Consider the following 24,970-nt stretch of genomic DNA (forward strand, 5'->3'; position numbering starts at 1 on the left):
GGAGGCGGTTCTGGTGGCGCGCCCCCTCCCCCTGCCCCTCCCGCGCGGGGGAGTAGAGGGGCGGGTCGGGCCGAGACCGATGGGCCGGAACAATTCGTGACCATAACTGCATCGTCGGGGCTGGTGCCGGCGGCGCGCGCCCCTATAGTGCGCGCATGATCGCCCCGCCCGCCCTCTCCCTGACCCTGCCGGACGCCGAGCCGCTGGTGCTGGCCCCCGAGGGCGGCGTGCTGCTGACCGCCGACGGTGAGCTGGCGACGCTGGACGCGGCGGCGCTGCGCCGACGGATCGACGGGCCGCCGCTGCTGCTGTGCCACGCCAAGGCGGTGGGAAGGCGCTGCGGCCTCGAGGTGCTGGGCGCCTTCGACCTCCTGGAGCTGTTCGCCTTCGCCCGGCCCGGCCGGTTCTGCGTGCCGACGCCGCGCGGCCTGGCCGCCGCCCTCGGCCTGCCGGTGCCGGCCGGCCTGGAGGATGCGGCGATCGCCCTGCCCCGCCTGGCCGAGGCCTTGCTGCGCGGCCTGTCCGTCCCCGCCCCCGACGAGCGCAGCGACCCGGCGGCGCTGGCGGCGCGGATGGGCGAGGCCGGCTGGCCCTGGGGGCCCTTCGTGCTGAAGGCGCTGGGGCTGCGGGCGCCGGTGGAGGACCACCGCAAGCGCGGCGCCTACCAGGTCTGGGCGCATCTGCCGGAATGGGAGGCCGAGCCGCCGAACCCGCCGCCGTCGCAGCACCCGGTCGAACCGCGCGAGGCCCGCGCCCGGCTGGCGCAGATGCTGGGCGAGGGCGCCGAGCCGCGGCCGCAGCAGGGCGACTATGCCGGCGCCGTGGCCGCCGCCTTCGCCCCGCGCCCGGCGCCGGACGACCCGACCGTGGTGCTGGCCCAGGCCGGCACCGGCACCGGCAAGACGCTGGGCTATCTGGCGCCGGCCACGGTCTGGGCCCAGAAGAACGGCGCGCCGGTGTGGGTGTCGACCTACACCCGCAACCTGCAGCACCAGATCGACGGCGAGATGGACCGGCTGTTCCCGGACCCGGTGCTGAAGGCGCGGCAGGTGGTGCTGCGCAAGGGGCGCGAGAACTATCTGTGCCTCCTGAACTACGAGGATGCGGTGCGCGGCCTGGCGCTGAACCCGCGCGACGCGGTGCCGCTGGGGCTGATGGCGCGCTGGGCCGCGGCGACGCGCGACGGCGACCTGACCGGCGGCGACTTCCCCGGCTGGCTGGCCGACATCATCGGCCGGCCGAACAGCCTGGCCCTGGCCGACCGGCGCGGCGAATGCATCCATTCCGGCTGCCCGCATTACAGCCGCTGCTTCATCGAGCGCGGCATCCGCCGGGCGCGCAAGGCGCAGATCGTGATCGCCAACCACGCCCTCGTCATGATCCAGGCGGCGCTGGGCGGGGCGGACGACCGCGACGCGCCCAGCCGCTTCGTCTTCGACGAGGGGCACCACCTGTTCGAGGCCGCCGATTCGGCCTTCGCCGGACACCTGACCGGCCTCGAGGCCACCGACCTGCGGCGCTGGCTGCTGGGCCATGAGGAAGGCGGCCGCCGCGCCAGCCGCGGCCGCGGGCTGCGCCGGCGGGTCGAGGATCTGCTGCCGGACGAGAGCGCGCTGACGGCGCTGGAGGAGATCGAACGCGCCGCCCGCGCCCTGCCCGGCCCGGGCTGGGGCAAGCGCATCCATGAGGACCAGCCGCGCGGGCCGGCCGAGCGTTTCCTGGCCCTGGCCCGCACCCAGGTCTACGCCCGGGCCCAGGGCGCCGACGGGCCCTACAGCCTGGAATGCGACACCACCGATCCGATCGAAGGGCTGGTCGACGCCGCCCTGGCGCTGGACGCGGCCCTGGCCGAGCTGCAGGCGCCGCTGCAGGCGCTGGCCAAGTCGTTCCGCGAGCGCCTGGACGCCGAGGCCGGATCGCTGGACCCGAACCAGCGGCAGCGGCTGGACGCCGCCGCCCGGTCGCTGGACCGCCGCGCCAAGATGGAGATCGGCGGCTGGCGCGCCATGCTGACCTCGCTGAGCGAGCCGACGCCGCCCTGGCTGGTCGACTGGTTCGGGGTGGAGCGGGTGGAGGGGCGCGAGCTCGATTTCGGCTTCTACCGCCACTATGTCGACCCGACCCGGCCCTTCGTCGACGCGCTGGTGCGGCAGGCGCATGGCGTGGTCGTCACCTCGGCCACGCTGACCGACGGCGCCGGCGACCAGCCCGACGACTGGCGGGCGGCGGAGGACCGCACCGGCGCCGGCCACCTGCCGCGGCCGGCGATCCGGGCCCAGGTGCCCTCGCCCTTCGACTACCCGTCCCTGACCCGCGTGCTGATCGTGCGCGACGTGCGCAAGGACGACCTGGAGCAGGTGGGCGCGGCCTATCGCGAGCTGTTCCTGGCCGCGGGCGGCGGCGCGCTGGGGCTGTTCACCGCGGTCAGCCGGCTGCGCGCGGTGCACCACGCCATCGCCCCGGCGCTGCAGGCGGCCGGCCTGCCGCTCTACGCCCAGCATGTCGACGGTATGGATGTCGGCACGCTGGTCGACATCTTCCGCGGCGAGACCGACGCCTGCCTCCTGGGCACCGATGCGGTGCGCGACGGCGTCGACGTGCCGGGCCGGGCCCTGCGCCTCATGGTGTTCGACCGGGTGCCCTGGCCGCGGCCCGACATCCTGTCGCGCGCCCGCGGCGGGCACTTCGGCAAGCAGCGCTGGACCGACATGCAGACCCGCTTCCGGCTGAAGCAGGCCTTCGGCCGGCTGGTGCGGCGGGCCGACGACCGCGGCGTCTTCGTGCTGCTGGACCCGATGATGCCGACCCGCCTGTGCACCGCCTTCCCGCCCGGGGTCGAGGTGCAGCGCATCGGCCTGGCCGAGGCGGTGGCGATCACGAAGGATTTCCTGGCCCTTGGGCCGGCCGCCGTCCTGCCCCATCTAGACAGTCTAGACAGGAGTGGCGCATGAGCTGGCAGCTGCAGGACGCGAAGAACCGCTTCAGCGAGGTGGTCGAGAAGGCGCTGACCGAGGGCCCGCAACGGGTGACGCGCCGCGGCCGCCCCGCCGTGGTCGTGATCGCCGAGGCCGAGTACGAGAAGCTGCGCAAGCCGGGCCGCAGCTTCGTGGAGCATCTGCTGGCCATGCCGAAGGTCGAGATCGAGTTCGAGCGGGTCAATCCTCCGTCCCGTGACGTCGACCTGTGAGCTACCTGCTCGACACCAACATTCTGTCCGAGCATTCGCGGCGCAGACCCGATGCCAGGCTGACCGCCTGGCTCACCTCTCAGCCTCCCGATTCGCTGTGGATCAGTGTCGTCACCGTCGGCGAGATCGAGCGCGGGATCGCACGGCTCGGATCGCGCGAGCCGGACCGGGCGAAGCGCCTGGCCTCATGGATCGAGGCGACGGTCACGCAATTCCAGGATCGCATCATCCCGATGGACCGGGATATTGCCCGGCGCTGGGGTCGGATGACCGCCGCGACGCCGGGCCTGGATATCGACGCGATCATCGCCGCGACGGCCGCGGTTCGCGGCCTGACGGTCGTGACCCGCAACGTCAGGGACCTGGAACGATTCGGCGTGCCGGTCCTCAACCCGTTCGCCCCGTCGGCCTGATCTTTCCGGCTCATCCCCGGCCGAACAGGCGGCCGAGCAGAGACCGCTTCTCCGCCGCCGACTCCGGCGGCAGGCCGCCGCCGTCGAGAAAGCGGGTCAGGGCCTCGATGCGCTGCGCCGCCGGGCCGGCATAGCAGGCGAGGCGGGCGGCGAAGGGCAGGTCGAGATGGGCCAGCGCCCAGCCGGTGACCGCCTCGGCCGTGCCCAGCGCCGCCAGCCGCTCCAGCTCGAAGGAGGGGTGGCGCAGCCGGGTGCGGAAGACGGCGTCCTCCCGCCCCAGCGCCAGCAGCCGGGCCCGGAACGGCTCCAGCGCCTCCGCCGGCGCGGCCATGTCGGGCTTGTCCAGCGGGACGACCGTCACCGTCTGCAGCGGCTGCGCCCGGCCCCCGCGCCGGATGCGGACCACGGCCTCGCCCCGCAGCTTCAGCCTCGCGGCATCGTCCCCCATCCGGGACAGGCCATGGGCCCGGGCCAGGCAGGCCAGACCGTCGGTCTCGAAGGCAGGCGCCAGGACGAGATGCTTCAGCCCCTCTCGGCCGCTGCCGCGTTCCGGATAGATGGCCGCGGCGACGGCGTCGTCGACCGGCAGGCTGAGGTCCTGGCCCGGGATCAGCGCCGCCGAGGAGGCCACCGGCAGCGCCGGGAATTCCGTCCCTTCCGGCGGCTTCCGCGGCCAGGCGAACAGGGCGTCGACCTGCACGCCGGTTTCGAGCCCGGGCGCCGAGTCGCGGTCGGGGAGAAGCCGCGGCATGGCGGCGGCGACCGGGACGGCGGCGATGTCGGCGACCGGCTCGAACACGACCACGTAGTCCGGCGGCGCGTCCGGCGAGACCCGGCCGTCGGCCCCGACTGCGCCCGGCGCCTCCTTCCAGGCCAGCGCATGCACCGTGACCCGGTAGGCGTCGCTGTCGAGCTCGAACCACTGCTCCGGCAGCCCGGCCGGGTCGGTCATCTGCTCCTCGCCCGGCAGGGCGTCGGTGTTGTCGAGCAGGATCCGGCCGTGGCGCACCGCCAGCGGGAAGGACCAGGACTGGCAGGCCAACGGCGCCTCCGCCGCGGTCAGGCCCTCCGTGGTCAGGCGCAAGCCGTAGCCGCCGTCGGCGCCGGTGCCGAAGGCGACCAGCCGGCCGGCCCGCGATTCGCGCTGCCAGGCGAACCCATAGGCGTACCAGGCGATCGGGTCGTCCTTGCGATGGGCCAGGTCGTCCGGATGGAACAGCACGAAGGCCGCAACGTCCGTGCCGATGGCGATCCGCTTCGAGGCCATGCCGTCTCTCCCCCGGGACGATGTCCGCTCCGTCCTGCCCGAGGATGGTGACAGGAGTGTGATCGGCGGGCGGCTAGATCGGTGACACCGCCACGACCTCCTCCACCGCCTGGCCCAGCAGCGCCAGGTCCTGCGGGCGGGACAGGCGGTGGTCGCCGTCCTTGACCAGGGTCAGGCGGACATCCGGGCCGGACAGGGCCTCGGCCAGCCGCAGGCTCTGGCGCCAGGGCACGTCCGGGTCCGCCATTCCGTGCAGCAGCCGCGCCGGGCCGGTGAACGGGATCGGGCCGCGCAGCAGCAGATGCGAGCGCGCCTCCTCGATCAGCCGCCAGGTGATGCGGTAGGGGCCGTCGCCATAGGCCGAGGGGCGGTCGACGAAGCCGTCGCGGCGCATCCGCGCCAGCCCCTCCTCGCCGAGCGCCGGCAGCATCAGGTCCTCGGTGAAGTCGGGCGCGGCGGCGACACCGACCAGCCCCGCCACCCGGCCCGGCCGGGCGACCGCGGCGCAGGCCGCGACCCAGGCGCCCATCGAGGAGCCGACCAGGATCTGCGGGCCCTCGGTCAGCCGGTCCAGCGCCAGGAGGGCGTCGGCGATCCAGTCGCCGAGGACGAGGTCGGTGAACTCACCGCCCGAGGCGCCGTGGCCGCGATAGTCGAAGCGCAGGAAGGCGAGGCCGCGTTCGGCGGCGAAGCGGTCGAGGAAGGTCGCCTTCTCCCCCGCCATGGATGAGCGAAAGCCGCCGCAGAAGACGAGGCCCGGGCGGCCGTCGGCGGTGCCGGGGCGGCGGCGCCAGGCCACCGGCGTGCCGTCGGCCGCCGGGATGGTTCCGGTCTGCCCGGTCATGGCGTCGCCAGCAGGTCGCGGTAGAGGTCGACGTAGTCCCGGGCCGCGCGGTCCCAGCTGAAATCCTGGGCCATGGCGCGGCGCTGCAGCTGCGCCCACAGCGCCCGGTCGCGCCACAGGCCGCAGACCCAGCTGATGGTGCCGGCCAGGGCGGTGGCGGTCGGGTCGTCGAAGCTGAAGCCGGTGGCGCGGTCCTCGACGATGGCGTCGTGGCTGGCGTTGACCACGGTGTCGGCCAGGCCGCCGGTGCGGCGCACCAGCGGCAGCGTGCCGTAGCGCAGGGCGTAGATCTGGGTCAGGCCGCAGGGCTCGGTGCGCGACGGCACCAGCAGCACGTCGGCCCCGGCCTGCACCAGATGCGACAGCACCTCGTCATAGCCGATGCGGACGGCGACGTGGTCCGGGTACTCGGTCGCTGCGGCGCGGAAGCCGGCTTCGAGCTCGGCGTCGCCGGAGCCGAGCAGCGCCAGCCGGCCGCCGCCCGCGACCAGCGCCGGGATGGCGTGCAGCAGCAGGTCGCAGCCCTTCTGCCCGGTCAGCCGGCTGACCATGGCGAAGAGCGGCGCGCCGTCATCCTCCGGCAGGCCGAACTCGCGCAGCAGCGCCGCCTTCGACGCCGCCTTGTCCGACAGGTCGTCCGGCCCGTAGGGCGCCGGCAGATGCGGGTCGTGGCGCGGGTCCCAGACGCCGTAATCGGCGCCGTTGACGATGCCGACGAGGTCGGCGGCGCGGGCGGCCAGCAGCCCGGACAGGGCATAGCCGTAATCCGGCGTCTGGATCTCCTGCGCATAGGTGCGGCTGACCGTGGTGATGCGGTCGGCGTAGTACAGGCCGGCCTTGAGGAAGCCGACGCCGCCGAAATACTCCAGCCCGTCGATCGACAGGCTCTCCGGCGGCAGCCCGAGCTCCGCCGCCGTCTCGGCCGGGAACCAGCCGGGGAAGCCGATATTGTGGATCGTGGTGACGGTTCGCGGGCGGCCCCCACCCGTTTCCTGGGCGCCGGCCCAGAACGACAGATAGGCCGGGGCGAGGCCGGCCTGCCAGTCATGGCCGTGGACGATGTCCGGCCGCCACTGCGGATCGGCGCCGAGGCCGAGCCGGGCGGCGGCCCAGCCGAGGGCGGCGAAGCGGCGGTGGTTGTCCGGCCAGTCCTGCCGGTCCGGGCCGAGATAGGGATTGCCGTCCCGCCCGAACAGGCCGGGGCAGTCCAGCACATAGGCCGGGACGGCGATGCCTTCGAGCTCCGCCAGCATCACCTGCGCCGGGCCGCCGCCGAACAGCGCCGCATCCTCCAGCACCAGCTCCGGCCGCCGCATCGCCTGACGCACCGCCGGATAGGCCGGGACCAGGATCCGGGCCGGGACCCCGGCCACCGCCAGCGCCGGCGGCAGCGCCGCGGCGACATCCGCCAGGCCGCCGGTCTTGACCAGCGGATAGATCTCCGACACCGCGTGCAGGACGTTCATCCGGCTGTCCCTCTGCCTGGAAGAGGATCGTCATCCCCGCGAAAGCGGGGATCTCTTACCGTGCGGGCAGACAGGCGGTCGAGAGATTCCCGCTTTCGCGGGAATGACGGCAAAGGGTGAAGTGCGCTGCCGCTCTCAGCCCAGCGCGTCGATCATCGGCTGGGTGATCAGGACGATGCCGTTCTCGGTGCGGTGGAAGCGGCGGGCGTCGAGCTCCGGATCCTCGCCCACCACCAGGCCCTCGGGGATCTTCACGCCGTGATCCAGCACCACCCGGTTCAGCCGGGCATGCCGGCCGATGTCGCATTCCGGCAGCACCACCGCCTCGTGCAGCCGGGCGAAGGAGTTGACCCGCACCTTGGAGAACAGCACCGACTGCCGCACGGTGGAGCCGGAGACGATGCAGCCGCCCGACACGGTGCTGTTCACCGCCTTGCCGACCCGCGCCCCGTCCTCGAACACGAACTTCGCCGGCGGCAGCTGCTCCTGATAGGTGTAGATCGGCCAGTCCTTGTCGTAGAGGTCGAGCGCCGGGGTCACCGTGGTCAGGTCGATATTGGCTTCCCAATAGGCGGCGATGGTGCCGACGTCGCGCCAATAGGGCTCGGCGTAGCTCGGGTTCGGGATCGCGCTCTCGGAGAAGCGGTGGGCGCGGACATGGGCGGTGTCGACCAGGAAGGGCACGATGTTCTTGCCGAAATCATGCTCCGAGGTCGGGTCGGCGGCGTCGCGGCGCAGCTGCTCGGCCAGGAAGCGCATGCTGAAGACATAGATGCCCATGCTGGCCAGCGCCGTGTCGGGCCGGCCGGGCATGGCCGGCGGGTCGGCCGGCTTTTCGAGGAAGCTGGTCACCCGCCACTGGTCGTTGACATGCATCACGCCGAAGGCCGTCGCCTCCATCCGCGGGACCTCGACGCAGCCGACGGTGACGTCGGCGCCGCTGCGGACGTGATCCTCGATCATCGCCGCGTAGTCCATCTTGTAGACGTGGTCGCCGGCCAGGATCAGCACGTGGTCCGGCCCTTCGGCCTCGAAGATGTCGAGATTCTGCCAGACCGCGTCGGCGGTGCCGCGGTACCACATCGCCTCGTCCACCCGCTGCTGCGCCGGCAGGAGGTCGACGAATTCGTGCATCTCGGCGCGCAGATAGCCCCAGCCGCGCTGCAGATGGCGCAGGAGGCTGTGCGACTTGTACTGGGTCAGCACATAGATGCGGCGGATGCCGGAGTTGATGCAGTTCGACAGCGCGAAGTCGATGATCCGGAACTTGCCGCCGAAATAGACCGCGGGCTTGGCCCTGCGGTCGGTCAGCTGTTTCAGCCGGCTGCCCCTTCCGCCGGCGAGGACCAGGGCGATCGTGCGCTTCGGAAGCTGGCGGATCGGGCCGTCGTCACGCATCCAGGGGTCCTCCCGGCTTCGGCTGTTTCCGGGAGAGTAACATCAGGTTTCGCGATCCGGCACCGTCCGTTTGTGCCAAATTTTGTTCGTTTTCGCGGGGGCTCACCCGGCCGGGAAGCGCGGCGCGTAGATCGCCAGCAGGAGGGACAGCGTCAGCACCGAGACCACGGTCGAGACCAGGATCACCGCCGAGGTCCGCTCGACATAGACGCCGTAGCGCTGGGCGACGACGAAGGTGAGCGCCCCGGTCGGCAGGGCGGCCAGGATCACGGCGCTGGCGGTCCAGAACGGGTCCATCGGGAACAGGGTCGCGGCCAGGAGCCAGGTGATCAGCGGCTGCCAAAGGAGCTTGAGCACGGAGATCCAGCCGACCTCGCCGAGGCCGGTGCGCAGCGTCTGGCTGGCCATGAACAGGCCGATGGCGAAGAGGGCGCAGGGGCTGGCGGCGGCGCCGAGCAGCGACAGCAGCGTGGCCAGCGGCGCCGGCACGGCGAGGCCGGCCCAGGACCAGAGCACGCCGAGCACCGGCGCCACCACCAGCGGGTTCTTCACCAGCGCCGCCGCCACATCGCGCAGCGCGTGGAGGAGGCCGCGGCCGCGGCTGCCGGTCAGCTCGAGCGCAACAACGGCGAGGCCGACGCAGGCCACGCTCATGATCACGGTTGCCAGCGAGGCCGGCGGCAGGCCGCGGGCCGGGCCGAAGGCGGCGGCGAAGAGCGGGATGCCCATGTAGCCGGTGTTGGAGAAGCCGGCGTTCATGCCCTGCATCGTCGCCTCGCCGGCATCGGCGCGGTGGATCAGGGCGCCGAGCACCGAGCCGAGCAGCCAGACCGCGAGGACGCCGCCGAGGAAAGCGCCGATGAAGTTGAGGTTGACGATCTCCGCCACCGGGGTGCGGGCCATGGCCAGGAACAGCAGCGCCGGCAGCGCGATCCAGTAGACGAAGCCGTTCAAGGCCTCGGACTGGGCCCGGCCGAGCAGCCGGATGCGCCCGGCGAAGACGCCGAGGAAGATCACGCCGAAGACCGGCAACGCCACGTCGATGACCGCCTGCATGGCGCCCCTCATGCCATGCCGGACCGGAGCGGGGAAGCGCGGCGGCTGGAGGCTGGGTTGCAAAAGAGTGCGCCCGCCCGGAGGGCCGCGCGGACGCCTCGTCCGCGGCCCCTCGCCTTGACGCCCCGCGGCGTTCCGCGCCATATCCGGGGCGACCCTTCCCGCGACTCGCAGGCCAGCGGAGACTGCCATGACGACCGACGCCCACGGCGCCCTGATCTACACCATGGTTATCGCCTCCGTGGCCGACAAGGACATGACCGACGCCGAGGTCGAGACCCTGTCGGAGATGGTGCGGTTCCTGCCGGTGTTCCGCGGCTTCGACATCGACCGCATCCCGGATCTGACCCGCGACTGCATCGAGCTGCTGCAGCAGGATGACGGCATCGACCGCGCCCTCGACATCATCGCCGAGACGCTGCCGAAGCATCTGCGCGAGACGGCCTACGCCATCGCCTGCGATTCGATCGCGGCGGACGGCAGCGCCAGCCAGCCGGAGCTGCGCCTCCTGGAACTGATGCGCGACAAGTTCGAGGTCGACCGGCTGGTGGCGTCGGCGATCGAGCGCGGGTCCCGCGCCCGGCACCGGACCTTGTAGCGGCGAGCGGCCGAGGCCGCCAACGACGAAGGGGGGCTCATGCGCGGGAGCATGTTCGGCGCCGTCGCGCTGCTGGCCGCCATCGGCGCCGCGCCGGCCGTGGCGCAGGAGCAGGCGCCGGCACCGGCCGCGACGATCCAGGTCGGCAGCCTGACCCTGACCGCCTGTCAGCCCGATTTCGGCGGCTTCTGCGGCCGGATCACCCGGCCGCTGGACCCCGCCGGCGCGCTGCCCGGCACGGTGACGATCGGCTTCGAATACTATCCGCGCCGCGACATCGACCAGCCGGCCGAGGGTGTGATCCTGGCCCAGGAGGGTGGGCCCGGCTATTCCTCCACTGGCACGCGCGAAGGCTATCTCAGGCTGTTCGAGCCGCTGCGCGACCGGCGCGACACGCTGCTGATCGACAAGCGCGGCACCGGCCTGTCCGACCCGATCCAGTGTCAGGCGCTGCAGGAGGCGGGCGAGTTCGTGCCCGCCGCCATCGCCGCCTGCGGCAAGCAGCTGGGACCCGCCGCCTGGATGTACGGCACGGCGCTGGCGGCCGACGACGTGGCGGCGGTGCTGGATGCGCTGCAGATCGGCAAGGTCGATTTCTATGGTGACAGCTACGGCACCTGGTTCGGGCAGATCTTCGCCCAGCGCCATCCGGACCGGCTGCGCACCCTGGTGCTGGACAGCGCCTATCCGACCATCGGCCTGTCGCCCTGGTTCGAGACCGAATGGGCCACCGCCCGCGACGGGTTCGAGCTGGTATGCCGGCGCTCGCCGAGCTGCCGCGCCCTCGGCGGCCGCTCGATCGAGCGGATCGAGCGTCTGTTGGCGGCGCTGCGGGCCAGTCCGAGCAAGGCCGAGGCGCCGGACGGCGACGGCAACACCGTCGGCATCGCGGTCGATGCCCCGACCCTGTTCCTGACCATGAACAGCGCCGGCGGCAGCCCGACCTTCTACCGCGAGCTGGACGCCGCGGCGCGCGCCTTTCTCGACGGCCAGGACCCGGCGCCGCTGCACCGGCTGATGGCCGAGGCCTCCTCCTGGAACACGCCGGGCAGCGACGCCTCCGCCTTCTCCACCGCGCTCTATGCCGCCGTGGTCTGCAGCGACTATCCGCGGCTGTTCCGCGCCGAGGCGTCGCGGTCCGAACGGCGGCGGCAGCTCGCCCGCGCCACGGCGCAGAAGACCGCGACCGACCGCGAGGTCTACACCCCCTTCACCATCGCCGAGATCGACGGGTCGCCGCACAAATGGGAGCGGCGCGACCTTTGCCTCGACTGGCCGGCGCCACCGAAGGGCGTCGTTCCCGGCACTGCGGCCGATCCCGGCGAGCCCTTCCCGAACGTCCCGACCCTGGTGCTGTCGGGCGACATCGACAGCATCACCTCGCCGATCGAGGGGCTGGAGACGGCGCGGCTGTTCCCGGACGCGACCTATGTGCCGGTGCGCAACCTGACCCACATCACCGCGATCACCGACCAGGCGATCTTTGTGCCGCCGAAGGGCGCCGACGCCACCGGCTGCGTCGCCCCGATCGTTCTGACCTTCGTGCGCTCGGGCGGCGACGCCGGCGACACCTCCTGCACCCAGCGGATCCGGCCGATCCGCACCGTGCCGGCCTTCGCGATCAAGGCGGCCGATGTCGCCCCGGCCAAGGCCGATGCCGGCAACGCCGCGACCGAGGCGGATCTGCGCATCGCCTCCGCGGCGGCGGAAACGGCGGGCGACGTGCTGGCGCGCTATTTCGTCAATTCGACCGGCGGCGGCGTCGGGCTGCGCGGCGGCACCTTCGGCTTCGAGGCCTTCGACGAAGGCTACGCCTTCATCCTCGACCAGCTGCGCTGGGTCGAGGACCTCGCCGTGTCCGGCACGGTCCGCTGGAACCAGGCGACCGGCGATATCGCCGCCGAGCTGACCCTGGCGGGCGCCGCCACCGGCACTCTGGCCCTGGCCTGGAACGACCGCGACACCGACGCCATGGCCCGGATCACCGGCACGATCGAGGGGCGGACGGTGGCGGCGGAAAGACTTGCGCCGTAATGGCACAGACCTCTCTTACTGTCATTGCCGGGCTTGACCCGGCAATCCAGGGGCCACCCAGAGCGGCCTCGACATTCTCTGGATGCCCGGGTCAAGCCCGGGCATGACAGTTTGGGTTTGAACCGCGTCCTAGAAGTACTTCGCCAGATTCTCCCGGATCCGCTCCAGCACCGGCCGGTTCCGGTCCGGCATCTCGAAGCGGCGGCCGGTGATGGTTTCGCAGGCGCGGACATAGACCTGGGCCGTGTCGCGGATCACCTCCGCCGGGATCTCGGGGATCGGGTCCTTGTACGGGTCGCAGCGCGCCGCCACCCAGCTGCGGACGAAATCCTTGTCGAAGCTCTCCGGCCGCTCGCCGCGGGCGAAACGGTCCTCATAGCTGCCGGCCAACCAATAGCGGCTGCTGTCCGGCGTGTGGATCTCGTCGGCCAGGACGATGCGGCCTTCGGCATCGGTGCCGAACTCGTATTTGGTGTCGACCAGGATCAGCCCGTGCCGGCGCGCGATCTCCTGCCCGCGGGCGAAGAGCGCGAAGGCGGTGTCGCTGAGCTGCTGCCACTGCGCCGCGGTCAGCAGGCCCTGGGAGACGATCTCCTCCGGCGTCAGCGGCTCGTCATGGCCACCGGCGAAGGCCTTGCTGGTCGGGGTGATGATCGGCTGCGGCAGCTTCTGGTTGTCGCGCAGCCCGTCGGGCAGGCGGACGCCGTACATCTGGCGCTGGCCGGCCTTGTACAGGGTCAGGATCGAGGTGCCGGTGGTGCCGGCCAGATAGTCCCGCACCACGATCTCGACCGGCAGGATGTCGAGCCGGCGGCCGACCACGACGTTCGGGTCGGGGTAGTCGAGCACGTGGTTCGGGCAGATGTCGCGCGTCTCCTCGAACCAGAAGCGCGCGGTCTGGGTCAGCACTTGGCCCTTCAGCGGGATCGCGGCCAGGATCCGGTCGAAGGCGCTGATCCGGTCTGTGGCGATGATGATGCGCCGCCCGTCCGGCAGGTCGTAGTTGTCGCGCACCTTGCCGCGGTAATGAGCCGGCAGCTCCGGGATCGTCGCATCGGCGAGCACCGGATAGGGGCGGTCGTCCAGGACCGTGAAATCCATCGTTCTTCGTCCTTCGGGAAGCCGATGCGATCTTTAGCGCGACCGGGTGCCGCGCACATCCGAAATCGGGCGCGGCGCGCCCGATGCACAACCCGGCGCGCGTGTCACCTCCCATTCGGGAGATTGACGGCCCCTCGCCCGCTCCCGATCCTGATCGTCCGATGACCCAGGAGGTTCCCATGCCGACATCGGTCAAGGAGATGCTCGCCGCCGCCAACGCCGCGGTGCCGCGGATCGGCCGCGAGGAGGCGGCCGCCCTGATGCAGCAAGGCGCGCTGGTGGTCGACGTGCGCGACGCGCCGGAGCTGAAGGCCGCCGGCAAGGTCGCCGGCGCGGTGAACGTCTCGCGCGGCATGCTGGAGTTCCGCGCCGATCCGGAATCGCCCTATCACGACCCGGCCTTCCGCCGCGACCGCACGGTGATCCTGTACTGCGCCTCGGGCGGCCGGTCGGCCCTGGCCGGCAAGGCGCTGCAGGACCTCGGCTACACCGACGTCCGCAACCTCGGCGCCTTCAAGGACTGGGCCGAGGCCGGCGGCGCGGTGGAGCCGGTGCCGGCCTGACCCTCAGCCCTCCGGCGCGTAGTCCTCGTCCAGGAAGTCGGCGACGGCGCGGAAGGCCTGCAGGCGGTTCTTCTCCATCAGCACCATGTGAGTGCCCTCGCCGATCTCGACCCAGCGCCGGTACGGGGCACCGGTGAGGCTGGTGAAGTAGGCCTGCGCCACGCCGAGCGGCACGTCGAGGTCCCATTCGGCGTGGACCAGCAGCACCGGGACGCCGATGTCGCCGGGCTCGTAGAGCCTGCGGCCGACGGACCAGTATTCGCGCGTGTCGAGGATCGGCCCGGTGACGGCGCGCATCGTCGGCGGCACCTGCGATGCGCCCTCGGGGTCGGTGGCCAGGGCGGCATCGGCCCAGGCCTCGAACCAGCCCTCGGGGATCAGGCCGTCACGCCTGTCCGCCGGCGCGCCCTCCAGCCAGCGCGCCTTGCCCTGCAGCACCGGGATCCGGCGATAGGCGCCGAGCGGCCCGCCCGGGTCGATCCGCGCCGGGCCCGGGTTCAGCCACTGCGGCGCGACCAGCGCCAGCTTCGCCACCTTGGCGTTGTTGCGGGCGGTGTAGGCGCCGGCGACCGACCCGCCCCAGGACATCGCGACGATGTTGGTCCGCTTCAGGCCGCGCCGTTCCAGCACGAAGTCGACCGCGGCCGAGAGGTCGCGGATGCCGGCCTCGGTCCGCCCCAGCGGCGGGTTCTCCTCCGGCGGCTGCTCCATCTCCGGCGGCTTGGTCGAGCCGCCATAGCCGCGGACGTCGACGGCATGGACGTCGTACCCACGGCCGGCCAGGTAATCCATGAAGGAGAAGCCGCCGACCGGCACGTCGAACAGGGTGCCGGAAGAGTAAGTGGCGCCGTGCATCAGCACGATCGTGCGCTCGGGCGAGAACGTCCGCATCGCCGCCGGCCGCTTGTTGCGGACGTGCAGGCGGATGCCGGGCGTATCGCTGGGGATCATCAGGTCCTCGACCGCGATCTCCGCGGCGGGCGTGTCGGTGATCGATGTCATGATCTCCCTCGGGATCAGGCGAAGGTCCAGTCGAAGCGCTCGCCGCGGCGGGTGACGCGGCCGGCGGAGCTCTCGGCGAAATGGCCGGTGAGGACGAGGGCGCCGCTCTCTGCCGCCTGCTCCAGCAGCCAGCGGCGGGAGGCGCGGGCCGGTTCCGGGAACTCGCAGTAGCGGGAGTTCCAGCCGGGCTCGCAGACCTGCAGCGGGTGGTGCATGACGTCGCCGGCGAACAGCGCCTCCTCGCCGCGCGAGCGCAGGCGGATGACGGCATGGTCGATGCTGTGGCCCGGGGCCGGGTGGAACGAGATGCCGTCCAGCACCTCGCCGCCGTCGACATCGACCAGTTCCGCCAGACCGGCCTCGAGGATCGGGCGGACGCTGTCCTGGTAGACGCCGTCGAGCGGCGGGTGGCGCGGCGCGCCCAGCGCCGGGTCGGGGCGGAAGCCAGACCCCGACGGGTTCGTCAGGCTTTCGCCGTAGCGCTGCTCGACCCGCGAGAAGAGATGACGGGCCTTCGGGAAGGTCGGCACCCAGCGGCCGTCGGCCAGACGGGTGTTCCAGCCGACATGGTCGGCGTGGAGATGGGTGATCAGGACATGGTCCACATCCTCCGGCCGCACCCCGGCCGCTGCCAGGCGCTGCAGGTAGGGGACATCGAGCCGGTGCATCAGCGGCACCGTCGGCCGCTCCTTGCCGTTGCCGGTCGCGGTGTCGACCAGAATGGTGTGATGCGGCGTGCGCACCAGCCAGCTGTGGATGCTGAGGCTGATCGCCCCGGTCTCAGGATCCAGCGAGCCGGGTGACACCCGGCCGCGGTGCCGGTCGGCGGCCTCCGGATCGACATCGGGGTAGAGATCGGTCGGCGAGCCGTGGGTCAGCGGGATCTCGTCGATCCGCGTGACCGTGACGTCGCCGATGCGAAAGCTGGGGGAAGCCATGCGAGCCTTCTCCGCTGTGGGACGCACCGCTTGACGGCGCCGGCCCCAGAGCTAAGGTCCGCAAGGTCAGCAATCAAATCGATCCGCCTCATGGGCTCCATCGATCATTTCGATCTTCGTTCCTTCGACCTGAATCTGCTGGTCGCCTTCGACGCGCTGATGGAGGAGCGGACGGTGACCCGCGCCGCAGCCCGGCTGAAGGTGCAGCAGCCGGCGATGAGCCACAGCCTGTCGACGCTGCGGGTGCTGCTGCAGGACGAGCTGTTCGTGCGCGTCGGCCAGGTGATGCAGCCGACCGCCAAGGCCCGCGCCCTGGCGCCGCGCATCCGCCAGGCGCTGCTGCAGATGCAGGAGGTGCTGCGCGCCGAGGACAGCTTCGACCCCGAGACGCAGGAGCGGATCTTCCGCCTGGGCTTCTCCAGCGAGCTGGAGCTGCTGCTGATGCCGGACCTGACGGCGGAGCTGCGGCGCAGCGCCCCCGGCGTTCGGCTGATCGGCCGCCCGGTGTTCAGGGAAGAGGTGCACAGGCTGCTGGACGAAGGCGAGATCGATCTGGCGGTGGGCTGCTTCGACCACGGCGCCAGCCGGCACCGCGGCCTGCCCCTGTTCGAGCAGGCGCTGGCCTGCTGCTTCAACCGCGAACTGCTGCCGCTCGACCCCCCGGTCGACCTCGACACCTATCTCTCGACCGGCCATGCCCTGGTGACGCTGAACACCCTGCTGCAGGGCTGCCTGGACGAGGCGCTGAACCGGGCCGGCGCCAGCCTGAACGTGGTGATGGCCTCGGCCGAGTTCATGACCGTGCTGTCGACCGCGGCCGAGGCGCCGGTGCTGGCCACCCTGCCGGCGCGCATGGCCCGGCGCTACGGCCCGCTGTTCGGCCTGACGCTGAGCCCGCTGCCCCTGCCGCTGGAGCTGCGGCTGCCGGCGGTGGCGATGGTGTGGTCGGCCCAGACCGACCGCGACCCCGCCGCCGCCTGGCTGCGCGACCGCGTCGCGCCGATCCTGCAGCGGCAGTCGAACTAACCGCCGGTCAGTTCACGCCCTGGGCCGAGCGCACGGCGAAGTCGCCGCCGAAATTGACCAGCATCACGCCGTTCCAGCCGTCGCGGAAGCCGTTGTCGCTGGCCTCGATGACGGTCTTGCCGTCGAGCGCCACCACCATCCGGCCGGCGGCGTCGCGGGTCCAGGTGATGCGGGTGCGGTCGCCGCGGCGCAGCGGCGCGGTGTTGGTGGTCTGCGCCACCTGGGTGATGCCCGACCGCCCGGCGCGGTACAGGGCGAAGACCGGGCTGTTGGACGGCAGGTAGACCAGCCGGTAGCCGGAATCCTTCGACGCGCCCTGATACACCCGGATCTCGAACTGCCCCTGATTGGCGACGTCGGTGAGATCGAATTCGAGGCCGAAGCTGTTCTTCAGCCCCTGCTGCAGCGCGATCGCCGCGACCCCGCCCTGCTGCCCCGCGGCGGCCTTGGTGTCGCTGTGGAGGCCGCGGCTGTCGACGGTCCAGCTGCCCTGCAGCGAGGTCCAGGCCGGGTTCGCGGTGTAGTTGCCGTCGCTGAAATCGTCGCTGAACACCCGGGTGCCGGCGAGCGAGGCGGAGGCCGGCTGCGCCGGCGGCTGGCCCGGAGCCGGAGCCGGGGCCGGGGCGGCGGCCGGCGGCTGGGCGGGGACGGGCGGCTGCGCCGGCGGCTCGGCCGGCGACGGGGCCGCGGGGGCGGCCGTGGAGGCGGAGGCCGAATAGCGCTGCATCAGCCCCTTCAGATCGGCGATGAAGTCCGGGCTGGCCGCGCGGTCGCGTTCGGCCTGATTGACCATCCGCGACAGGTCGTCGAGCAGCGCCCTGGTCTGGTCCTGCTGCGGCGGCTGCCACGGGGCATAGCGCTGGGTCGTCTGTGCCATGGCAGTCGGGGCCAGGGCCGTGGTCGACAGCAGGGCGGCGGCAAGGACGGGAAGAAGGACTCGGACGGGTTTCATCGACGGGGCTCCGCTTCCAGGTCGCGACGGCGGGGACTGCCGTTCTGACGCGCCGGACGGCCGGGCTCAAGCCCTTCCGAGCGGCGTGCCGGAAAAACCCTCGGGCGGCGCCGCGGTTCCGAAGCGGCACGGCCGGGCAACTTCCCGAAAGCCGCCACGGCCGCCCGCGACGCTTCCCGAAAGAACGGCCGTGACAAAGCCGCGATCCCGGCTTATATGCAGGACATGACCTTCGTCCGCGTCCCCTATTTTTGGTACTTTAGCTACCCGCTGCCAGCGGCGGAGCGAGGGTGCGCGTGATCTGAAGATCGATCGACGAGACGACCCGAGAGCCGCCAGACCTCCTGGCGGCTTTTTTGTTGCCGCCGGCGGGGTGAACCCAGGAGCCCAAGCCGTGTTGAAGACCACCGACGACCTGCGCATCCGCGAGATCAAGGAGCTGAGCATCCCCGCCGAGGTGATGCAGGAGTTCCCGCGCGACGCCGTGGCCACCCGCACCGTCACCGAAGCCCGCCACGCCCTGCACGCCATCCTGCACGGCGGCGACGACCGCCTGGCGGTGGTGATCGGCCCCTGCTCGATCCATGCCCCCGAGGCGGCGCTGGACTATGCCCGCCGGCTGCTGCCGCTGCGCCAGCGCCTGGGCGGCGAGCTCGAGATCGTCATGCGGGTCTATTTCGAGAAGCCGCGCACCACGGTGGGCTGGAAGGGGCTGATCAACGACCCGGACCTGGACGGCAGCTTCCAGATCGACAAGGGGCTGCGGCTGGCGCGCGGCCTGCTGCTGGAGGTCAACCGGCTGGGGCTGCCGGCGGCCTGCGAGTTCCTGGACATGACCACGCCGCAATACATCGCCGACCTGGTCGGCTGGGGCGCGATCGGCGCCCGCACCACGGAGAGCCAGATCCACCGCGAGATGGCGTCCGGCCTTTCCTGCCCGGTCGGCTTCAAGAACGGCACCGACGGCAACGTCAAGATCGCGGTCGACGCCGTGTCCTCGGCCTCGCAGCCGCATCATTTCATGGCGGTGACGAAGAGCGGCCGGTCGGCCATCGCCTCGACCGCCGGAAACGAGGACGCGCACATCATCCTGCGCGGCGGCAAGGCGCCGAACTACGACGCCGCCAGCGTCGACGCCGCCTGCGCCGAGCTGGCCCGGGCCGGGCTGCGGCCGGCGGTGATGATCGACGCCAGCCACGCCAACAGCAGCAAGAAGCCGGAGAACCAGCCGAAGGTGATCGAGGACGTGGCCGGCCAGGTCGCGGCCGGCGACGGCCGCATCATCGGCGTGATGGTCGAGAGCCACCTCGTCGCCGGGCGGCAGGACCTGGTCCCCGGCAAGCCTCTGGTCTACGGCCAGAGCATCACCGACGGCTGCATCGGCTGGGACGAGTCGGTCGCGGTGCTGGAGCGGCTGGCCGCCGCGGTGGCGGCGCGGCGGGCTGCAGCACCTCGGACGTTGACGGCGACCGCCTGAGGCCGGATCATCCCCGCATGACCCGCTTCTTCCGAGCTACCACCAGCACCAGACGACGTCGCCCTTCGGCGACGGCGGTGCTGCGACGCGCCGGGAGAAGCGGGGGAACCGCCGGGACCAGTTCCGGCTGATCCCGACCGGATCCCGACCCACCGCAACCCGCCGTCTCCGACCGGCGGGTTTTTTCTTGCCGGCCGTCCAGCACCCCCGAAGGAACACGAGACCATGAGCCAGCCCGAATTCCGGATCCGCCGCGCCACCGCGGACGACGCCGCCGCCGTCCGGGCGCTGACCCGCGCCGCCTACGCCAAATGGGTGCCGGTGATCGGCCGCGAGCCGAGGCCGATGACGGCCGATTACGACCTGGCCGTGCGCGAGCACCGCATCGACCTGCTGTTCGAGGGCGACGACCTGACCGCGCTGATCGAGATCGTCGACCGCGGCGACCATCTGCTGATCAAGAACCTGGCGGTCGCGCCGCAGGCCCAGCGCCGCGGCCACGGCCGCCGCCTCCTGGCCCATGCCGAGGCGCTGGCGGCGGAGCTGGGGCGGCCGCTGCTGCGGCTCTACACCAATCCGCGCTTCGCCGGGAATGTCGACCTCTATGCCCGCGCCGGCTTCGCGGTGGACCGCGAGGAGCCGTTCATGGAGGGCACCACCGTGCATATGAGCAAGCCCGTCCGGCTGGACCGGCCCGGACTCTCGGGCTGAACCGGGGAGGACAGCCCCAGCCTGAACCCGTGATGAAAATGAAAATGAGAGGACGATGAAATGCCTGAAATGAGTCCAGGATGGGACTTGAGTCTTATTCACAACTACTAAAGAGCGCAAGATCGATTCTTGCGCTCAATCTATAGATGCATCAAACATTCCGAAAATCCTCAGAAAATCCGTTTGGTTAATCGCCGCGACCTGTCCGCCGTTCCTCCCTGGCCTCGGCCCGGGATGGTCAGTCCGGCCGCGCCATATATGCGGCGAAATCGTCCTTGTGGTCGGGGTGCCAGCGCGACAGGGCCGGCCGGTTCCGGATGATGTCCTCCGCCGCCCAGCGGATGCGCTTCTCGTCGACCGCCCGGGTCACCTCGTTGTCGGGGCACAGGATGTAGAAGTCGCCGCGGCCGAGGCCGTCGAGCATGAACTCCACCACCTGCTCCGCGGTCCAGGCCGCGGCCGGCTTCTCGGCGGCGCCGCGGGCGGTGATGCCGGTGAAGGTGTAGCCCGGGATCAGGAGATGGGCGGTGATGCGGCAGCCCTCGGTCTCGCGCAGCGCGTGCGCCAGCCCTTCGGTCAGCACCTTCACCCCGGCCTTGGAGACGTTGTAGGCGGTATCGCCCGGCGGGGTGGTGATGCCCTGCTTCGAGCCGGTGTTGACGATCACCCCGTCGCCGCCCTGGGCGATCATCGCCGGGGTGAAGATGTGGACGCCGTGGATCACGCCATAGAGATTGACGTCGAGCAGGCGGCGCCAGCGGTCATAGGCCTCCCACGGGCCGCCACCGCCGCCGATGCCCGCGTTGTTCATCAGCACCGAGACCTCGCCGAAGCGGCCATAGGCCTCGTCGCGCAGCCGCTCCACCTCCTCCGGCCGGGAGACGTCGGTCGGCACGGCCAGGATGTCGCTCGACCTGCCGACGTGCTGCGCCACCTTATCGGCGGCGAGGTCGAGCGCGTCGCCGGGCAGGTCGGCGAGCACGACCCGGAGCCCGATCGAGGCGAAGCGCGTGGCGGCGGCGAGGCCGATGCCGCCGGCGGCGCCGGTGACGACGGCGACGCGGCCGGCCCGGATCGCGGGATGGGTGGGCATGGAGGACTCCTTGGAGATGGCCGGAGATGGGGCGGCCCTCACTCATCTGGGCCGGACGGGGCTGGCCGGCAAGCCGGCGCGGCCCGATATGATCGCAGATGCGCCGCCGGATCCTTTTCCTGTCCGTCTTGATGCTGGCCCTTCTGGCCGGCGTGCTGCTGTGGCGCGGGGACATCGCCGTGCCGGACCGCTGGAACCCCTGGGCGCCGCTGGACCTGCGCGCCCCGCCGAACCTGCTGACCGGCCTGAAGCTGGCCCGGATCAAGGCCGACCCGGCTCTGTGCCGGGCGGTGCTGGCGACCGCCGGCATGAGCATCCGCCCGGTGCCCGACCGCGAGGAGGCGCCCGGCTGCGCGATCGAGGACGCGGTCGCCGTCTCCCGCTCCGGCGTCGCCTTCGACCGCGGCTTCATCGCCTCCTGCCGCCTCGCCGTCGCCTTCGCCCTGTTCGAGCGGCACGCGCTGCAGCCGGCGGCGGAGGAGGCGTTTGGCCAGCGGGTCGCGGCGGTCGAGCATCTCGGCACCTATGCCTGCCGCAACGTCAACCACCGGGCCGAAGGCCGGCGCAGCCGCCACGCCACCGCCGACGCCATCGACCTGGCTGCTGTCCGCCTGGCCGACGGGCGGCGGATCACGGTGGCGCGGGGCTGGGCCGGCGATGGGCCCGAGGCGCGCTTCCTGCGCCGCCTGCGCGACCGCGCCTGCCGCATCTTCGACGTGGTGCTGTCACCCGACTACAACGCCGCCCACCGGGATCACTTGCATCTCGATGTGGGATGGTTCGGGACGTGCCGTTGATAATGCTACTGGCGCGGCCGTCTGACGGCGGTTTCTCCGCTTCCGGTGCTCACGGACTTCACGTCCGCTGCGCTCCGGTTCTCGAAACCGCCGCCAGCCGACTCACGCCAGCGCATTCTCAATCGGCACGTCGGTGCGCAGGTTTCAGCCCCTCGATCCATCGCGGATCGCCTCGTGGTGGCGGATCACCTCGGCGACGATGAAGGCCAGGAACTTCTCGGCGAAGTCCGGATCGAGATGCGATTCCTCGGCCAGCCGGCGCAGCCGCGCGATCTGCGCCGCCTCGCGCGCAGGATCCGCCGGCGGCAGGCCGACCGTCGCCTTCAGCCGCCCGACCTTCTGGGTGCATTTGAAGCGCTCGGCCAGGAGATGGACGAGGGCCGCGTCGATGTTGTCGATGCTGCTGCGCAGCTCCGCCAGCTCGGGCGGGACGGCGGGCTTCGGGTCGGCGTGCTGGTCCATCGGGTCACCTGGGTCGGAAAGGTCCGACCATACGGCACCGGTCCGGTCCGCGCCAAGCCGTCAGGCCGACAAGCGGCGAACCGGCGGATTCCGCTTGCGCCCGGCGGCGCGGTCGAAGAGAGAGGCCTGATGCCCGACGCCTCCGCCCCTGTTCCGCTCGACCGCAGCGCCTTCGCCGCGGATGCCCCGACCGTCGCCCGGGCCCTGATCGGCGCCGTGCTGCTGGTCGACGGCGTCGGCGGCATCATCGTGGAGACCGAGGCCTATGACCGCGAGGACCCGGCGTCGCACAGCTTCGCCGGGCCGAATGCGCGCAACGCCGCGATGTTCGGGCCGGTCGGCCACGCCTATGTCTACCGCTCCTACGGCCTGCACTGGTGCCTGAACCTGGTGTGCGACGCCGCCCGGCCGGGCAGCGCCGTACTGGTCCGCGCGCTGGCGCCGACGGCCGGGATCGAGACGATGCGGGCGCGGCGCGGGCTGGACGAGCTGCGGCGCCTCTGCGCCGGCCCCGGGCGTCTGGCCCAGGCGCTGGGCGTCACCGGGACGATGGACGGGCTGGCGCTGGACGAACCGCCGTTCCGCCTGCTGCCACGAGCAGAGGCGATGCCGCCCGTTCTGGCCGGGCCGCGCATCGGCATCACCCGCGGGACCGACACGCCATGGCGCTTCGGCCTGGCCGGATCGCCCTTCCTGAGCCGCCCAATTCGCTGAGGCCGAGAGGCCGGAGCAGGATCGCCCTGCCCCGGCCTGGCGACTCAAAGGTTGAAGTCGATATGGCCGAACAGGCCGCCGAGCACGCTGCCCAGCGCGTCGCCGACACCGTCCGCGACGCTGCCGACCGCGCTGCCCACGCCGTCGACGACGTCGCCGACGGCCGACTGGGTGCCCTCGAGCACCGAGCCGACGGCCGAGGTGGCGCCGCCGACCACATCGCCCAGCGCGTCGCCGACGACCGCGCCGACCTCGCTCACCACGCCGCCGACGATCTCGCCGGTCTCTCCCACCGCCGTGCCGACGGTGCTGCCGACGCCGGCGACCGCGTCGCCCACCACGTCGCCGACGCCGCTGAGCACGCCGCCGAGAAGGCCGGTCAGATCAAGGATGCCGCTCATGAACTTCTCCTGTGTGAAGCAAGGGACCTGCATCTGATTGCCGCCGCCGGGATCCCGGCTTGACCAAACAAGCCCGGATCAGGAGACATTCTTCTTCGAACGCAGAAACGATCCGTCCGACAAAGCCGCACTTTCCTGGGCAGCGGGCCCGCCGATTCGCAGAAACCGACCGACAAAAGTCATTCGTATCACTCGGATCAGGCAAGTATACCTGATATGTTATGCAGATTGACTGCCGATCAAACTCGAGAATCGAGACATCCGCCCACAGATCGCAGCTTCATGCTGCGAAGGCGAATGGCGATAGCGACGGCTTACGGGTTGGAGTGCAGGCCGAGGGTGACCGCGGCGGTTGCCGCAGCCGGCGCTCCATACGGCCTTATGCGAATCTTCTTTGCGGCATCGGCAAAATAGAAATAACATAGGCCCAGTCGGCATGACTGTAATGTGACGCCACAAAACTTGGAAATAACCAATAAAATTTTCAAGAAAGGGGGAATCCCCAGGTAGAGCACGATGCGGATGAGGGGCAAATGGATCAAATTTTTCAAAATTTCATCTTACGGCTGCCCGGCAGCGGCCGGCAGGCGGTGCGGGGGCTGTTGGAGCAGACGATCCGGGGGTATGGGCTGAGACACTTTGCCTATGTCAGCTTCCCGTCGGGGGAGGACGACATGCCGCTGATGCTGACGACCTACCCCGCGGACTGGGTCGAGCGCTACCGCGAGAACCGCTATGACCGGATCGATCCGGTGATCGCACGCGCGGTCGGCACCATGCTGCCCTTCAGCTGGACGCTCGACTCGCTGAAATCGTCGCGGCAGCCGGTCACGCGACGGCTGAAGTCGTTCCTGGACGAGGCGGCGGAGGCCGGCTTCCGGCGCGGCGTGACCATCCCGATCCACGACCGGCAGGGCCGGGCATCCAGCCTGACCCTGGCCGAGCTCGGCGCCGAGCCGGACTTCCAGAGCTGCGTCGACCGGCACCAGCACGCGCTGCACCTGGTCGCGCTGCATCTGCATGCCCGGTTGCGCCAGGAGGAGCGGCCCGAGCCCGAGACGCGGCCGGCGCTGACGCCGCGGGAGATCGATTGCCTGCAATGGGCGGCCAAGGGCAAGAGCGCGTCCGATATCGCCGAGATCATGCGGATCAGCCGCCGCACGGTGGTATTCCACACAGAGAACGCCAAGCAGAAATTCGGTGTCGCAACACTGTCACAGGCGATCGCCAGAGGATTGATGCATGACATCATCATCTGCGCCTAAACAAAACCTGTAAACCTATACAGCTCCCGACAGCTTTCGATTCGAACCAAGCTCCGCGCGATGAGAACTCATTGAGCTGTGGCGCCAGTCCGACGCATTTCCGTCATGCGCTGGACTGGCCCGGCGGAGCGAGGCGGTGTGCGGATCGCAATCATGACCGAAGGCATCGGCCGTGGCCCCGCGGCCGAATGCGGGATTTCGACCC

Annotated in this window: 24 protein-coding genes; 12 read left to right on the plus strand and 12 right to left on the minus strand. The window is 71.3% G+C overall.

Annotated elements, in window-relative coordinates:
- Positions 1-155: 155 nt before the first annotated feature.
- Genes G537_RS0104535 through G537_RS0104545 form a run of 3 tightly spaced genes read left to right on the plus strand, consistent with a single transcriptional unit; the run spans position 156 to position 3,600 of the window.
- Positions 156-2,951 (plus strand): ATP-dependent DNA helicase, encoded by a 2,796-nt coding sequence (locus tag G537_RS0104535; RefSeq protein ID WP_026869081.1) that lies wholly within the window; start codon positions 156-158, stop codon positions 2,949-2,951.
- Positions 2,948-3,187, plus strand: a complete 240-nt coding sequence (locus G537_RS0104540) for a type II toxin-antitoxin system Phd/YefM family antitoxin (RefSeq protein ID WP_026869082.1) — start codon at positions 2,948-2,950, stop codon at positions 3,185-3,187. Before G537_RS0104535 ends, G537_RS0104540 begins: the two co-directional genes overlap by 4 nt.
- Entirely contained in the window at positions 3,184-3,600 is a 417-nt protein-coding gene (locus G537_RS0104545) for a type II toxin-antitoxin system VapC family toxin (RefSeq protein WP_026869083.1), read from the plus strand. Before G537_RS0104540 ends, G537_RS0104545 begins: the two co-directional genes overlap by 4 nt.
- Before the next feature lie 10 nt (positions 3,601-3,610).
- On the opposite strand, the gene G537_RS0104550 is transcribed toward G537_RS0104545, so the two are convergent.
- The 5 genes from G537_RS0104550 to G537_RS0104570 form a co-directional block, all read right to left on the minus strand.
- Positions 3,611-4,867 carry a hypothetical protein gene (locus G537_RS0104550; protein WP_026869084.1) on the minus strand — a complete coding sequence of 419 codons (1,257 nt, stop codon included), beginning with the start codon at positions 4,865-4,867 and terminating at the stop codon, positions 3,611-3,613.
- Between the two features lie 73 nt (positions 4,868-4,940).
- On the minus strand, positions 4,941-5,711 hold the full coding sequence (locus tag G537_RS0104555; RefSeq protein ID WP_026869085.1) for an alpha/beta hydrolase family protein: 771 nt from the start codon (positions 5,709-5,711) through the stop codon (positions 4,941-4,943).
- Positions 5,708-7,177, minus strand: a complete 1,470-nt coding sequence (glgA, locus tag G537_RS0104560; protein ID WP_026869086.1) for a glycogen synthase GlgA — start codon at positions 7,175-7,177, stop codon at positions 5,708-5,710. Before glgA ends, G537_RS0104555 begins: the two co-directional genes overlap by 4 nt.
- A gap of 135 nt (positions 7,178-7,312) precedes the next feature.
- Positions 7,313-8,575 (minus strand): glucose-1-phosphate adenylyltransferase, encoded by a 1,263-nt coding sequence (gene glgC / locus G537_RS0104565; protein WP_026869087.1) that lies wholly within the window; start codon positions 8,573-8,575, stop codon positions 7,313-7,315.
- A 102-nt stretch (positions 8,576-8,677) separates the two neighbouring features.
- Positions 8,678-9,631 (minus strand): AEC family transporter, encoded by a 954-nt coding sequence (locus tag G537_RS0104570; protein WP_026869088.1) that lies wholly within the window; start codon positions 9,629-9,631, stop codon positions 8,678-8,680.
- A gap of 190 nt (positions 9,632-9,821) precedes the next feature.
- On the opposite strand from G537_RS0104570, the gene G537_RS0104575 reads away from it, so the two are divergent.
- Both G537_RS0104575 and G537_RS0104580 read left to right on the plus strand, forming a co-directional pair.
- Complete coding sequence (locus G537_RS0104575) at positions 9,822-10,229, plus strand: tellurite resistance TerB family protein (protein WP_026869089.1); 408 nt, start codon at positions 9,822-9,824, stop codon at positions 10,227-10,229.
- 39 nt (positions 10,230-10,268) lie between these two features.
- Entirely contained in the window at positions 10,269-12,263 is a 1,995-nt protein-coding gene (locus tag G537_RS0104580) for an alpha/beta fold hydrolase (RefSeq protein ID WP_026869090.1), read from the plus strand.
- A 129-nt stretch (positions 12,264-12,392) separates the two neighbouring features.
- Here G537_RS0104580 and G537_RS0104585 read toward each other — a convergent pair whose 3' ends face one another.
- Complete coding sequence (locus G537_RS0104585) at positions 12,393-13,364, minus strand: phosphoribosylaminoimidazolesuccinocarboxamide synthase (RefSeq protein WP_051247889.1); 972 nt, start codon at positions 13,362-13,364, stop codon at positions 12,393-12,395.
- Between the two features lie 179 nt (positions 13,365-13,543).
- Between G537_RS0104585 and G537_RS0104590 the strand changes: the two genes are divergently transcribed.
- The gene (locus tag G537_RS0104590; RefSeq protein WP_026869092.1) at positions 13,544-13,927 is read left to right on the plus strand and encodes a rhodanese-like domain-containing protein; all 384 of its coding nucleotides are present in this window, start codon (positions 13,544-13,546) and stop codon (positions 13,925-13,927) included.
- A gap of 3 nt (positions 13,928-13,930) precedes the next feature.
- Here G537_RS0104590 and G537_RS0104595 read toward each other — a convergent pair whose 3' ends face one another.
- Together G537_RS0104595 and G537_RS0104600 are read right to left on the minus strand one after the other, a co-directional pair.
- Positions 13,931-14,929: an alpha/beta hydrolase gene (locus G537_RS0104595; RefSeq protein WP_026869093.1), complete on the minus strand. Its 999-nt coding sequence runs from the start codon at positions 14,927-14,929 to the stop codon at positions 13,931-13,933.
- A 14-nt stretch (positions 14,930-14,943) separates the two neighbouring features.
- Positions 14,944-15,867 (minus strand): MBL fold metallo-hydrolase, encoded by a 924-nt coding sequence (locus G537_RS0104600; RefSeq protein ID WP_026869094.1) that lies wholly within the window; start codon positions 15,865-15,867, stop codon positions 14,944-14,946.
- A 90-nt stretch (positions 15,868-15,957) separates the two neighbouring features.
- Between G537_RS0104600 and G537_RS0104605 the strand changes: the two genes are divergently transcribed.
- On the plus strand, positions 15,958-16,893 hold the full coding sequence (locus G537_RS0104605) for a LysR family transcriptional regulator (RefSeq protein ID WP_026869095.1): 936 nt from the start codon (positions 15,958-15,960) through the stop codon (positions 16,891-16,893).
- A gap of 7 nt (positions 16,894-16,900) precedes the next feature.
- Here G537_RS0104605 and G537_RS0104610 read toward each other — a convergent pair whose 3' ends face one another.
- A complete protein-coding gene (locus tag G537_RS0104610; protein ID WP_026869096.1) occupies positions 16,901-17,845 on the minus strand; it encodes a hypothetical protein in 945 nt (314 codons plus the stop codon).
- A 394-nt stretch (positions 17,846-18,239) separates the two neighbouring features.
- Here G537_RS0104610 and G537_RS0104615 point away from each other — a divergent pair, with 394 nt between their 5' ends.
- Both G537_RS0104615 and G537_RS0104620 read left to right on the plus strand, forming a co-directional pair.
- Positions 18,240-19,322, plus strand: coding sequence for a 3-deoxy-7-phosphoheptulonate synthase (locus tag G537_RS0104615; RefSeq protein ID WP_026869097.1), 1,083 nt, complete (start codon positions 18,240-18,242; stop codon positions 19,320-19,322).
- Between the two features lie 225 nt (positions 19,323-19,547).
- Positions 19,548-20,033: a GNAT family N-acetyltransferase gene (locus G537_RS0104620; protein ID WP_051247893.1), complete on the plus strand. Its 486-nt coding sequence runs from the start codon at positions 19,548-19,550 to the stop codon at positions 20,031-20,033.
- 238 nt (positions 20,034-20,271) lie between these two features.
- Here the strand turns inward: G537_RS0104620 and G537_RS0104625 are convergent, their stop codons facing one another.
- On the minus strand, positions 20,272-21,126 hold the full coding sequence (locus G537_RS0104625) for an SDR family NAD(P)-dependent oxidoreductase (RefSeq protein WP_034850639.1): 855 nt from the start codon (positions 21,124-21,126) through the stop codon (positions 20,272-20,274).
- A gap of 98 nt (positions 21,127-21,224) precedes the next feature.
- Here G537_RS0104625 and G537_RS0104630 point away from each other — a divergent pair, with 98 nt between their 5' ends.
- Positions 21,225-21,923, plus strand: a complete 699-nt coding sequence (locus G537_RS0104630; protein ID WP_026869100.1) for an extensin-like domain-containing protein — start codon at positions 21,225-21,227, stop codon at positions 21,921-21,923.
- Positions 21,924-22,067: 144 nt separating this feature from the next.
- Here the strand turns inward: G537_RS0104630 and G537_RS0104635 are convergent, their stop codons facing one another.
- A complete protein-coding gene (locus G537_RS0104635; RefSeq protein WP_026869101.1) occupies positions 22,068-22,385 on the minus strand; it encodes a chorismate mutase in 318 nt (105 codons plus the stop codon).
- 129 nt (positions 22,386-22,514) lie between these two features.
- On the opposite strand from G537_RS0104635, the gene G537_RS0104640 reads away from it, so the two are divergent.
- Positions 22,515-23,099, plus strand: coding sequence for a DNA-3-methyladenine glycosylase (locus G537_RS0104640; protein ID WP_034850641.1), 585 nt, complete (start codon positions 22,515-22,517; stop codon positions 23,097-23,099).
- Between the two features lie 44 nt (positions 23,100-23,143).
- Here G537_RS0104640 and G537_RS41895 read toward each other — a convergent pair whose 3' ends face one another.
- Complete coding sequence (locus G537_RS41895) at positions 23,144-23,500, minus strand: hypothetical protein (protein WP_026869103.1); 357 nt, start codon at positions 23,498-23,500, stop codon at positions 23,144-23,146.
- Between the two features lie 533 nt (positions 23,501-24,033).
- Here G537_RS41895 and G537_RS36470 point away from each other — a divergent pair.
- On the plus strand, positions 24,034-24,765 hold the full coding sequence (locus G537_RS36470; protein ID WP_034850643.1) for a helix-turn-helix transcriptional regulator: 732 nt from the start codon (positions 24,034-24,036) through the stop codon (positions 24,763-24,765).
- Positions 24,766-24,970: the final 205 nt, after the last annotated feature.

Origin of the sequence: Inquilinus limosus DSM 16000 (genome assembly GCF_000423185.1) — a bacterium.
Classification (GTDB): Bacteria; Pseudomonadota; Alphaproteobacteria; order DSM-16000; family Inquilinaceae; genus Inquilinus; species Inquilinus limosus.